The organism is Arthrobacter sp. Y81 (assembly GCF_002929335.1).
In the GTDB taxonomy this organism is placed as follows: domain Bacteria; phylum Actinomycetota; class Actinomycetes; order Actinomycetales; family Micrococcaceae; genus Arthrobacter.
This window is the reverse complement of sequence record NZ_PJIL01000003.1, coordinates 362,699-373,565: the sequence shown is the minus strand read 5'-3', so window position 1 is coordinate 373,565 and position 10,867 is coordinate 362,699. Positions and strand designations below refer to the sequence as shown.

Annotated in this window: 11 protein-coding genes and 1 tRNA gene; 10 read left to right on the top strand and 2 right to left on the bottom strand. The window is 65.1% G+C overall.

What is annotated here, in order from left to right:
* Positions 1–501: 501 nt before the first annotated feature.
* The 7 genes from CXQ91_RS06985 to CXQ91_RS06955 all read left to right on the top strand — a co-directional run bounded on the left by CXQ91_RS06985 (position 502) and on the right by CXQ91_RS06955 (position 5,559).
* On the top strand, positions 502–921 hold the full coding sequence (locus CXQ91_RS06985) for a DUF3052 domain-containing protein (RefSeq protein WP_104173208.1): 420 nt from the start codon (positions 502–504) through the stop codon (positions 919–921).
* Positions 918–1,421 carry a peroxiredoxin gene (locus tag CXQ91_RS06980; RefSeq protein ID WP_104173171.1) on the top strand — a complete coding sequence of 168 codons (504 nt, stop codon included), beginning with the start codon at positions 918–920 and terminating at the stop codon, positions 1,419–1,421. The genes CXQ91_RS06985 and CXQ91_RS06980 overlap by 4 nt, the downstream gene beginning before the upstream one ends.
* Positions 1,422–1,425: 4 nt before the next feature.
* Entirely contained in the window at positions 1,426–2,346 is a 921-nt protein-coding gene (locus tag CXQ91_RS06975) for an NAD-dependent protein deacetylase (protein ID WP_104173170.1), read from the top strand.
* A gap of 110 nt (positions 2,347–2,456) precedes the next feature.
* Positions 2,457–2,532 (top strand) — tRNA-Val (locus CXQ91_RS06970).
* A gap of 103 nt (positions 2,533–2,635) precedes the next feature.
* Complete coding sequence (locus tag CXQ91_RS06965; RefSeq protein ID WP_104173169.1) at positions 2,636–2,926, top strand: hypothetical protein; 291 nt, start codon at positions 2,636–2,638, stop codon at positions 2,924–2,926.
* Between the two features lie 304 nt (positions 2,927–3,230).
* Positions 3,231–4,031: an IclR family transcriptional regulator gene (locus CXQ91_RS06960; RefSeq protein ID WP_104173168.1), complete on the top strand. Its 801-nt coding sequence runs from the start codon at positions 3,231–3,233 to the stop codon at positions 4,029–4,031.
* A gap of 172 nt (positions 4,032–4,203) precedes the next feature.
* Positions 4,204–5,559: an MFS transporter gene (locus CXQ91_RS06955; RefSeq protein WP_374953633.1), complete on the top strand. Its 1,356-nt coding sequence runs from the start codon at positions 4,204–4,206 to the stop codon at positions 5,557–5,559.
* 108 nt (positions 5,560–5,667) lie between these two features.
* Here CXQ91_RS06955 and CXQ91_RS06950 read toward each other — a convergent pair whose 3' ends face one another.
* On the bottom strand, positions 5,668–7,080 hold the full coding sequence (locus CXQ91_RS06950) for a PLP-dependent aminotransferase family protein (protein ID WP_104173166.1): 1,413 nt from the start codon (positions 7,078–7,080) through the stop codon (positions 5,668–5,670).
* Between CXQ91_RS06950 and CXQ91_RS06945 the strand changes: the two genes are divergently transcribed.
* Together CXQ91_RS06945 and CXQ91_RS06940 are read left to right on the top strand one after the other, a co-directional pair.
* The gene (locus CXQ91_RS06945) at positions 7,079–8,056 is read left to right on the top strand and encodes a DMT family transporter (protein ID WP_104173165.1); all 978 of its coding nucleotides are present in this window, start codon (positions 7,079–7,081) and stop codon (positions 8,054–8,056) included. The genes CXQ91_RS06950 and CXQ91_RS06945 overlap by 2 nt on opposite strands.
* 4 nt (positions 8,057–8,060) lie before the next feature.
* Complete coding sequence (locus CXQ91_RS06940; RefSeq protein WP_104173164.1) at positions 8,061–8,684, top strand: FMN-binding negative transcriptional regulator; 624 nt, start codon at positions 8,061–8,063, stop codon at positions 8,682–8,684.
* Positions 8,685–8,783: 99 nt separating this feature from the next.
* On the opposite strand, the gene CXQ91_RS06935 is transcribed toward CXQ91_RS06940, so the two are convergent.
* Entirely contained in the window at positions 8,784–9,848 is a 1,065-nt protein-coding gene (locus tag CXQ91_RS06935; RefSeq protein WP_104173163.1) for a D-2-hydroxyacid dehydrogenase, read from the bottom strand.
* A 70-nt stretch (positions 9,849–9,918) separates the two neighbouring features.
* Between CXQ91_RS06935 and CXQ91_RS06930 the strand changes: the two genes are divergently transcribed.
* Positions 9,919–10,866: an NAD(P)-dependent oxidoreductase gene (locus CXQ91_RS06930; protein WP_104173162.1), complete on the top strand. Its 948-nt coding sequence runs from the start codon at positions 9,919–9,921 to the stop codon at positions 10,864–10,866.
* Position 10,867 lies beyond the last annotated feature (1 nt).

Sequence of the window (10,867 nt, the reverse complement as noted above, 5' to 3'; positions counted from 1 at the left end):
TCTCTTCCGGATCACGATCAGGCAGCTGGTTAGTCAACCCGCTGAGGATATGGGAGGTATCTTCTCCTGCAGCCACGTCCAACCTCTCTTTGCGCGCATGCATCGGCGCCCTCAGGTCCGGCAGGGTAACTGCCTGGCGTGAACGCGACGTGTGCGACGTATCGGTTACAACAGCCCGGTCATGTGCGCCGGGCAGGGGGTCCTATCACTTCTATGACCGTATAAATCCAGGGCGATCGCCCCGCCGGCATAGTAGTCATCAGCCACTCTAGCTGTGCGAGCTATCCGATGCGTAGCCGCTGCCTGACGACCCCGTCGCATTTGACGTCATACTGGTTGTGTGACGGAAGGCCGCCTCGGCGGACGGACGTCAGCCCCCGGTGTGACGCAGAATAAGTGGGATCGCGGGGGCAACAGCTTGAAGAGCAGGCACAAAGGGTGTTGGCTTGTAGTAATGGAAATCACTAGATTTATGAAAATGACTAAGCATTGGAGGAACACGTGAGCGAGGCCGACGCCGCCACTTCGGTAAATGTGGCGGAAAAATTGGGTTTCAAAAACGGGGATCTGATTCAGGAGTTCGGTTACGACGACGACGTCGACTTCGACTTGCGTGACGATATTGAAGACCTCACGGGCTCGGAACTCCTTGATGAAGACGACCACGACGTAGTTGATGCCGTCATATTCTGGTGGCGCGACGGCGACGGGGACCTGGTGGACACGCTCATGGATTCACTGACCACCCTGAGTGAGAACGGTGTGGTCTGGGTACTGACGCCAAAGTCGGGGAGATCCGGTTACGTGTCCCCCGCGGAGATCCAGGAAGCTGCGCCCACGGCGGGGCTCCACCTCACGACATCGCCGGGTGTATCCAAGGACTGGAGCGCCACGCGCCTGGTCACCAGGAAGAACAAGTGACCCCACCGCCGGTACAAACTGCCGCGGCGGTCAGCGTTCTTCCGGAAATCGGCAGCACAGCTCCTGACTTTGAACTTGTCAATCAGTACGGCGAGCCCGTCCGGCTGTCGGAACTTCGGGGGCGCAACGTCGTCGTCGTTTTTTATCCGTTCGCCTTTTCCGGAATCTGTACCGGCGAGCTCTGTGAAATCCGCGACAATCTGTCGGTGTTTGCGGATGCGAACGCGACAGTCCTCGCTGTTTCCGTGGACAGCAAGTTCACGCTGCGTGCCTACGCAGAGAAGGAAGGCTACGGATTTGATCTGCTGGCCGACTTCTGGCCGCACGGCGGAGTTGCGTCGCTGTACGGCGTGTTCGATCCCGACAGCGGGATGGCGCAGCGGGGAACGTTCATCATCGATGCGGACGGCATCGTCCGCTACGTCGTGGTGAATCCGCGCGGCCAGGCCCGTGACCTGGCCGGATATCGTGCCGCCCTTGCGGAGCTCGGCGGGAGCTGACGGAATGAGGGAGCGGCGCCCCGGACTTGGCATGACTGGGTTCGCCAGCCTGCCGCCGGTCAGCGCCGCCACCCCTGCACCCGACGTCATCGGAGTCCTTCGGGGCATCCGGGACGCCTTGGCGGGAAGACGCTTCGCACTCCTCACCGGAGCCGGTCTCAGTACCGACTCGGGCATCCCGGACTACCGGGGACCCGGTGCCGCACCACGGGCACCCATGACCTATCAGGAGTTCATTGGCCACCCGGACAACCGCCAACGGTACTGGGCGCGCAATCACATCGGCTGGTCACACCTGCGCCGGGCCGATCCGAATGACGGCCATGTGGCTGCGGCCAGGCTCGAAAAACGCGGCCTGCTGACCGGCCTCATCACCCAAAATGTGGACCGGCTCCACGAGGATGCTGGCAGCGTTAATGTGGTGGACCTCCATGGCCGATTCGACCGCGTGGCCTGCCTTGCCTGCGCGCGGCGCTACAGCAGAACCTTGCTGGCGGGGGTACTGGAGGAACTGAACCCCGGATTCCTCGAACGGGCACTGGCGGACGGCGTTGTGGAAATGGCGCCCGACGCCGACGCGACGGTGGAGGATTCGGTCCTCATCCGCAGTTTCGTCGTTGCGCACTGCCCGGCATGCGGCGGCACCCTCAAGCCGGACTTTGTGTACTTTGGCGAGAATGTTCCCAGGGACCGGGTCGAACGCTCGTACGCCATGGTCGATGATGCCGGCGCCCTGGTTGTTGCCGGATCCTCACTGACGGTCATGAGCGGCCTCCGCTTCGTCCGGCATGCCGCCAAGCAGCAGAAGCCCGTGGTCATCATCAACAGGGGAGTCACCAGGGGCGATGACCTGGCCACGATCAAGCTGGAAGCCGGTGTCAGCGAATCGCTCACCTGGCTGGCCAGTGAACTGCCGGATGTGTGATGTAGGGCTCACTGCGGTGTGAACGCGGATGCCGATTGGCGTTCTGCGGGATTTATCCGGTACAGTTGCTGTTCGTTGGTTGAAGCGCTGAGGCGCGGAAATCACGGTTTGGGTCTTTAGCTCAGCTGGTAGAGCGCCACGTTTACACCGTGGATGTCATCGGTTCGATCCCGGTAGGACCCACCAACGGAACCCCGTCATTGCCGGCCGAAAGGTCAGCAAGGGCGGGGTTTTTTGTGTTTGCTGCCACGGACAAAAACTGTCGGACCCTGTCCATAGTGTTGCCGGCATGGAACACGTTTTGATGAGGATGGCCGCGGACGGCCGGCCGCTGTCCGTTGTTCGCGGCGGCCGGGAATGGACCATCGGCGCAGAACCGGTCCGCTGGTTTGAGCGCGTCAGCTGGTGGGAGGCCGAGCGGAGGATGCCGAAGGGCCTTGGCCGGGTGGACATTGAGGTCTGGCAGGTCCAGGCGCGGCTGGGCAGGAACGCCAACTCGGCCCTCACCATTATGGAACTGATCCGCGACGGACTCAGCGGGGGCTGGCGGCTGAGGGAGGCCGTGGCCGACGCTGCCTGATTCCCGGAACGGCGATTCTGCCGGGGAATTGGAAAAGCCTTCCACCGCGGCTATTGGGGGATGCCGCGGTGGAAGGCTTGAAATGAATATACAGTGAATTTTTCGAAATGTGAAACAAGGCGGGCGGGGGCGCGCCGGGTTTTCGGTGCCTGCGGTCCAGCCCGCGCCGGGTCCGAAGGTCGATGCCAGGGGCTCCCGGGAGCGGATCCCACCGTCACACATTATGATGGTTACTGTTCAGCTGATTGAACACACCTTTGTTTTGAACGGCGCTGAATGGACGCGCTTTACCTGAAGGAGAATCATGGCCGATTCCCGAGCTCCCCGCACCTCCTCTGACGGACTGGGGAGTGCGTCCCCCGCGCCGGCCGTGACGCGTGCCGCCGCCGTGCTGGAGGCGCTGGCCGCCTCTTCGACGGGCAGGCTCACGCTGAGTGACCTTTCGAGGGAACTCGGCATCCCCAAGTCGTCAACCTCGAATCTCCTGCTGGCCCTCGAAGAGGCCCGCCTCATCAACCGCCAGGGGGCGGACTTCACGCTCGGGCGCAAACTTGTGGAACTTGGCGCTGCCTACCTCAGCCGGCTGGATGAGGTCCAGGAGTTCTACCGCTTCTGCGAACAGGCCCCTACCTTGTCGGGTGAAACGGTCCGTATCGCCATGCTGGACGGAACCAATGTCATCTACCTGGCCCGTTACGAGGGCCACCCTGCGGTCCGGCTCACCTCGAATATCGGCGACAAAATGCCGGTGTCGCTGTGCGCTGTCGGCAAGGCGCTCATCGCGCGGCTGCACGACCACGACATCGAGGAGATGTTCCCTGACGACACGGAACTCCCGGTGCTCACGCCGAAATCCCTCCGGACCGGCGCCGACTTCAAGAAGCAACTGCCTGTCATTCGGGAACAGGGGTATGCCTTCGAGGACGAGGAGTCCACCACCGGAGTTGTTTGCCTCGCTGTCTCGGTCCCGACCAGGGGAGCCCACGGGCCAAGCCTGGGGCTGTCCGTCACTGCCCTGAAGGCCACCTATTCCGCGGAGCAGGGCGCCATGATGGTGAAAGAACTGAAGGAACTGGCCCGATCCCTGGGCAATCCCATGGGCTAGAACCGCCCCTGAAGCGGCGCAAAAGGCGGACGCTGACTCACGGAAAAATAAAACGGATTTCATCATTGGCTATCCGTTCAGCTTGCTGTACTGTGTTCACTATAGTGATCGACGCCACCGGTGTCGTCACTATCCCACCAGACCAACGGGGGTCTGGAGTGTTCTTAAGGGAGTGCTAGTGACAACTCGTACTAATTCACCGCTGGCCGATGTGGACGACGCCGTCGTCGAACCGGAACAACTGCGGAGGGCAACTCTTGCCAGCTCCGTAGGCTCCGCTCTGGAGTACTACGATTTCTACATTTATGGCCTGGCTTCGGCCCTCATTTTCGGGCCGCTCTTCTTCAAGCCGCTCGGCGAAGACGGCGCCCTGATCGCATCATTCGCCACCTATGGCGTTGGGTTTGCGGCCCGCCCCTTCGGGGGAGTCATCTTCGGTTACATTGGCGACAGGTTCGGACGCAAAATGGTCCTGATCCTTACGATCGGCCTGATGGGCACGGCAAGCTTCGCAATCGGCCTGCTGCCGACGTTCGAGCAGGCGGGAATGCTGGGCGCGGTCCTCCTCGTCACGCTGCGAATCCTTCAGGGCCTCGGCGCCGGCGCTGAGCAGGCGGGCGCCACCACCTTGATTTCCGAAGTCGCGCCGCGCCGTCGTCGTGGATTCTTCGCTTCCCTGCCGTTTGTCGGCATCCAGCTGGGCACCCTGCTCGGTGCCGGCACGTTCGCCCTGATTGCCATGGCTGACAAGGCGGTCCTGGAAGGCTGGCTGTGGCGTGTGCCTTTCCTGGCCAGCATCCTCCTGATTGCCGTGGCGATCTTCATCCGGCTCCGGCTCAAGGAAACTCCGGTTTTCCAGGAGCTGGAAAAGCACAAGAATGTGGTCAAGAACCCCATCGGCCAGCTCTGGAAGCACTCGAAGAAGAACGTGCTGATCGGCATCGGCCTGCGCATGGGTGAGAACGGCAACTCGTCGATCTACTCGGCACTCCTCATCGCCTTCCTGGCAGCCAAGGACGGGGTTTTCCCGGGCGACAAGTTCATCGGACCCGTTGGCCTGCTCATTGCCGCCGGCTTCGCCGCCGTTATGGTGGTCACATTTGGGGCCCTGTCCGACCGCTTTGGCCGTGTGCCGGTATACCGCTACGGAGCACTGTTCCAGGCCGTCATTGCGCTTCCGGCGTTCTACCTGGTGACGCTGGGCAACGTGACCCTGGTCTGGGTGGTCATGGTGGTGGGTATCGCCATCGGCGTCCAGTCCATGCTCGGTCCGCAGTGCCCGCTCCTGCCGGAGCTGTTCGGTTCCCAGTACCGCTTCACCGGTGTTGCCATGAGCCGCGAACTCTCCGCCGTTATGGCCGGAGGCCTTGTTCCCCTCGTTGGCGCGTCGCTGCTGGCGGCAACGGATCACTCCTGGCTGGTGCTTGCCATCTACTCGCTGGTGCTCGCGCTCATCTCCTTCGTCACCACGTTCTTCACTCCGGAGACCGTGGCCCGTGACCTCGTCCTCACGGAGGACGCGAGCTAGCACTCCCGCAGCACCGGAACTGCACTCCAACACAACGGCTGTGGCCCCTTCCGCAAGGAGGGGGCCACAGCCTTTGCTGCGCCGGGGCACGTTCGTGCCTGCCTGCCCCTAGGAGTTGTTGCGTTCCAGTGCCTGACCGATGATCCGGGCCCCTTCCGGGAAGGCTCCCGGGTTGGCCCCTGAGTAGTTGAGGCGGATGAAAGCGCCTGCGGGTTCGGCCGGGAACCACTCCCGCCCGGCGGCAATGATGACCCCGGCGCTTTCGCAGTCGCGGGTCAGCCGTTCAAGGTCTGTGCCGTCGGGAAGGCGCGCCCAGAGGTTCAGGCCTCCCTTGGGCACCTGCTCGATGTGCGCCTGCGGGGCGTACTCGCGCATGCTGGTGACCAGGAGGTCGCGGCGGGACTGGAGCTGGTGGCGGAGGCTGCGCAGGTGGGTCTGCCACCCGGGCTGGGTCACGACGTCGAGCGCCGCGGCCTGGAGCAGGCCGCTGACATACATTGACTCGGCTGCCCGGTCCGCGAGGATGCGCTCACGTGCCGGGCCGCGCGCGATCACGGCGGCGATGCGGATGGCCGGCGACACGCTCTTGGTCAGGGAGCGCAGGTACACCACGTGGCCGGAGTCGTCGCGGGAGGCGACGGGCACGGGGCTCGTGGTGATGCCGAAGTCGTGCGCCCAGTCGTCCTCGACCAGGAACGCACCCTTCGCCCGCACCACGTCCAGGACCTCGTCACCCCGACCTGCCGCCCACTGCGCACCGGTGGGGTTCGCGTAGTTCGGTTGGGCGTAGAACAGGCGGGCACCGGTTTCGTCAAAGGCCCGGGCCAGTTCGGCCGGGTCCGGACCGTCCGGTCCGCTGGGCACCGGGACAACGCGGACGCCGGCCTGTGCCGCCGCCAGGATGGCGCCCCAGTAGGTTGGTGACTCCATCAGCAGCGGCTGCCCGCGGCCCGCGAGCGCGCTGAAGATGGAGCTGAGCCCGCTCTGGCTCCCCGGGAGTACGACGACGTCGCTCGGGTTCGGCGGTGTGGTTCCGGCCGGTGTCGAGGTGCCGAGTTCATGCGCGAACCACGATTGCAGTTCCGGCAGGCCCGCTGCCGGCGGACGGGACAACGCTGCGTCGCCCCGGGCTGCCCGTGTGAGTGCCGTCCGGACGAGGCGCTCGGGCAGGAGTTCCCGGTCCGGGTAGCCGGAGTGGAAGGCTATGGCGTCGTTCGCCACGTCGCGCATGGTGGTGGAGGCTGACGGAAGCGGTGCCAGCGGCGACCGCAGTGCCGCCGTCTGCCAGCCATAGTCCGAGGGACGGGCACTCCGGACTGCCCGCACGAATGTTCCGACGCCGGGCCGGCTCTCGATTAGGCCCTGAGCGGTGAGGGACTGCAGTGCCTTCTGCACGGTCACCGGACTTGCCTGGTACTCAGCCACCAGGGACCGTGTGGACGGCAGCCTTGATCCGGGTGCGGCTTTGGCGATCCATTCCCGTAGTCGCACCGCAATCCGGGAACTGCTATCGTTGTTCATGAGAGACAATAGTAGCGCTACTACGCTAATTCGCCCAGTGGTACTGTCCCGCACCCCTTCCGGACTGTGGTGGGGTCTCCTCGGAGTAGCGGCGTTCTCGTTCACGGTTCCGTTCACCAAGATCGCCGTCGCGGGGCTCTCGCCGCTGTTCATCGGGTCCGGCCGCGCGGTGGTGGCCGGGGTCCTGGCCGCTTCCGCCCTTGCACTGGCGCGGCAGAAACTTCCCCGCGGCATGCAGTGGGCCAGGCTCGCGGTGGTGGCGGCCGGCGTTGTGATTGGATTTCCCTTGCTTACGTCCTTCGCGCTCACCACCACGCCGGCCAGTCACGGCGCGGTGGTCATCGCCCTGCTCCCGGCTGCGACGGCGACGGCGGCTGTCCTGAGGGGGCGCGAGCGTCCACCCTTGGCGTTCTGGCTCATCACCGGTGTGGGCGCGCTGGCGGCCATCGCCTTTGCCTCCATGCAGTCCGGCGGATTCGGGCAGCTGCACTCGGCGGACCTGCTGCTCCTTGGCGCCGTGGTGGCGGCGGCGATCGGCTATGCGGAGGGCGGCCTGCTGGCCCGCGAGCTCGGCTCCTGGCAGACCGTGTCGTGGGCGTTGGTGCTGGCGTCGCCGCTCATGGTGTTCCTCATGATGCTCTCCCTGGCCCAGCAGCCGGCGTCAGCCACTCCGGTCCAGTGGGCGGCGTTCGCCTACCTCGGGGTGGTGAGTATGTTTCTGGGCTTCTTTGCCTGGTACCGGGGCCTGGCCGTCGGCCCCATGGCCCAGGTCAGCCAGGTCCAGCTCATCCAGCCAGTGCTGAGCATCTGCTGGGCCGGCCTCCTGCTGGGCGAGGCCCTGACCTGGACCACCATCATCGGCGGCGTCGCCGTCATCCTCTGCGCCGGCGCAGCCGTCCGGGCCCGACTCAGGCAGCCCCCCGCTCCGCATGCCGTCCCACACTCCACAAGATCCCTCCAGCCTGCAAAGGATTAGCACCATGTACACACCAGCCCACTTCGAAGCCGGACCCGACGCCATCAGGGACCTCCTCACCCGGCCCGCCGCAGCCAATCTGGTCACGATGACACCGCAGGGCCTGCTCGCAACGCTGCTTCCGTTCGTCTACGACCCCTCGATCGGCGAACTCGGTGCCCTGCTCACCCACGTGGCCCGGAACAACGCGCAGTGGTCCGAGCCGGTGACCGGAGAAGCACTCGCCATCCTCCAGGGCGCGGACGCCTACATCTCGCCGTCCTGGTACGCCTCGAAGGCCGAGCACGGGCGTGTTGTCCCCACCTGGAACTACTCAACGGCGCATGTATACGGCAACTTGGTGGTCCACGACGATCCAGCCTGGCTCGCTGGCCAGGTCAGGCGGCTGACAGGCGTCAACGAAGCGGACTTCGACCACCCGTGGAGCGTGGATGACGCACCGGAGCGCTACATTTCGGGGCAGCTGCGCGCCATCGTGGGCCTGGAACTTGTTATTACCCGGATCGAGGCCAAGGCCAAGCTCAGCCAGAACCGGCCCGATGCGGACATCGACGGTGTGGTGGCAGGTCTTGCCGCCCGGGGGCAGGCTAAGAGCGCCGCCGACGTGGAGCGGGCAAGACGGCAATAGTCCCGGGAACCCACAAAAGGGCGGCCCCTCCGTTGCCGGAGGGGCCGCCCTGGCCTGCGGGTGTGCCGCGCGGGCCGGTGGACCCTGCAGTAGTGCGGCTTAGTAGAAGTGCACGGTGTCCACGAGGTGGGGGAGTTCCCCGCCGTCGAGGAACGTGCGCAGGTTGCTGCTGAAGCGTTCTGCGATCAGCCGGTTCTCCGCCGCGCTCAGCGCCGAGGTGTGCGGGGACACCATGACCTTCGGGTGGTTCCAGAGCGGGCTGTCCTGCGGCAGGGGTTCGACGGCGAATACGTCGAGGCAGGCGAAGCCCACCTGGCCGTTGTTGAGCGCCTCCAGGAGGGCGTCTTCGTCCACCACGGTGCCGCGGCCAACGTTGACGAACACCGTTCCCGGCTTCATGGCGGCGAACACCTCACGGTTGAACAGCCTCTCCGTGTACGGCGTGCCGGGCAGGGTGTTCACGACGGCGTCCGCCGAGGCGAGCAGCCCGGCCAGGCCGTCGTTGCCGGCAACTTTTTCGATGCCATCGATCGGCTCAACGTTCCGCTTGGTGCCGCTGACCTTCATGCCGAGGGCGCGGGCGATGCGGGCTGTTTCCAGGCCGATCTCGCCGAGGCCCGTCACGACGAGGGTGGAGCCGTTCACCAGGCGCGTCGGGGTGCGCAGTTCAGGCCAGACCTTGGCGGCCTGGTCCACGGCGAGCTCGGCGCTGCGCTTGAAGCCGTTGAGGATACCCAGGGCGGCGAATTCCGCCAGCGGGAGGGCATGCACTCCGGCGGAGGTGGTGACCTTGAACTTCTGCAGGGTTTCCTGGTCCAGGCCGGATGCCTTGACCGCTCCGCCTGCGCCTGCCGCCATGGCGTGGATCCACTGGAGCCGGGGGTTGCTTCCGGCAATGCGGGCAAGCCCGGCGGGATTCTCGTTGGGGAAGCCGTACAGGACGTCGGCCTTGTTCAGCATGTCCCAGTACTGTTCCTCCTGTTCCGGAGTGCGTTTGAAGTCCGGATCGCCGGAGTGGTCCGCGGGGAACCTCTCGGGCGGGAGGAGGTCGGGCTCATAGAGGACGGTCACGGCGGGATCTACGGCGCGGATGCGCTCAACCAGCTCAGCTTCGAGCGGGACGGCGATTGCGACGGTGGTTTTAGTCGTCATAGTGTTCATCATACTGAATGGAGGCTAGGATATTGAACAGATTCCCCTCCATTAACCACGATGAAGTGAGGTACCGCTGCCGATGGATGTGCAGACAGACCACGATTTGAGTGAAAATTCGTGTGAAAAGAGGGCCGGTTTCGTCGGGCTGGGCCTGATGGGCGGCCACATGGCAGCCAACCTGCTGAAGGCAGGCTGGAACGTCACAGGCTGGAACAGGTCAGCGGCCGCCCTGGACGACTTTGCGGCCCGCGGCGGCGCCCGCGCCGCCGACGTTGCCGCGCTGCGCGACGAACCGGTCATTGTTTTTATGCTCCCGGACCTGGGCTACATCGAGGAAGCGGCAGCCGGGCTCCTTGCCGGCTGGTCCCAAAGCCCGCCCGGCCCCGGTACCGCCGTTGTGGTCATGAGCAGTGTCTCCCCGGCAGCCGTGCGGGACTTCGGGGCGCGGGTGTGCGCCGCGAGCCGCGGCAACGCCGTCGTCGTTGACGCACCGGTCAGCGGCGGCACCAAAGGTGCCCGGGACGGAACCCTGGCCATCATGGCGGGCGCGGAGGAAACGGACTTCCAGCGGCTCCTTCCCCTCTTCAACGCCATGGGCGGCACAGTCCGCCGGCTGGGGCCCCTCGGCTCGGGCTCATTGGCCAAGGCCTGCAACCAGCTGATCGTGGGAACCACGACGGCGGCGCTCGCAGAAGCCGCTGAGCTCGCCGAACGCTCCGGCATGGACGTCGGGGCACTGTATGAGGTGCTGTCCGGCGGGCTGGCCAGCAGCAGGGTCCTGGACATCGTCGGGCCGCGCCTTGCCGCCAAGGACTACGAGCCCACCGGTCCGGCAAAATTCATGCACAAGGACCTGTCCTTCGTCCTGGAAAGCGCCGAGGCCGTGAACGCCGCCGTGCCCATGGCGACGGCCGGCGTCGAACTTTACGCCGAACTGAAGCGCCAGGGGCTGGGCGACCTCGACCTCGCGGCAGTCCGGCAGACCATCTCGAATCTCAGCAACGACGCAGCAGTCAAGACCAATTGAG

Excerpts from the sequence above, each read along its gene's own strand:
- CXQ91_RS06935 (WP_104173163.1), bottom strand. The coding sequence starts at position 9,848 with ATGATGAACACTATGACGACTAAAACCACCGTCGCAATCGCCGTCCCG.
- CXQ91_RS06940 (WP_104173164.1), top strand. The coding sequence starts at position 8,061 with ATGTACACACCAGCCCACTTCGAAGCCGGACCCGACGCCATCAGGGAC.
- CXQ91_RS06945 (WP_104173165.1), top strand. The coding sequence starts at position 7,079 with ATGAGAGACAATAGTAGCGCTACTACGCTAATTCGCCCAGTGGTACTG.
- CXQ91_RS06965 (WP_104173169.1), top strand. The coding sequence starts at position 2,636 with ATGGAACACGTTTTGATGAGGATGGCCGCGGACGGCCGGCCGCTGTCC.
- CXQ91_RS06950 (WP_104173166.1), bottom strand. The coding sequence starts at position 7,080 with ATGAACAACGATAGCAGTTCCCGGATTGCGGTGCGACTACGGGAATGG.
- CXQ91_RS06930 (WP_104173162.1), top strand. The coding sequence starts at position 9,919 with ATGGATGTGCAGACAGACCACGATTTGAGTGAAAATTCGTGTGAAAAG.
- CXQ91_RS06960 (WP_104173168.1), top strand. The coding sequence starts at position 3,231 with ATGGCCGATTCCCGAGCTCCCCGCACCTCCTCTGACGGACTGGGGAGT.
- CXQ91_RS06975 (WP_104173170.1), top strand. The coding sequence starts at position 1,426 with ATGAGGGAGCGGCGCCCCGGACTTGGCATGACTGGGTTCGCCAGCCTG.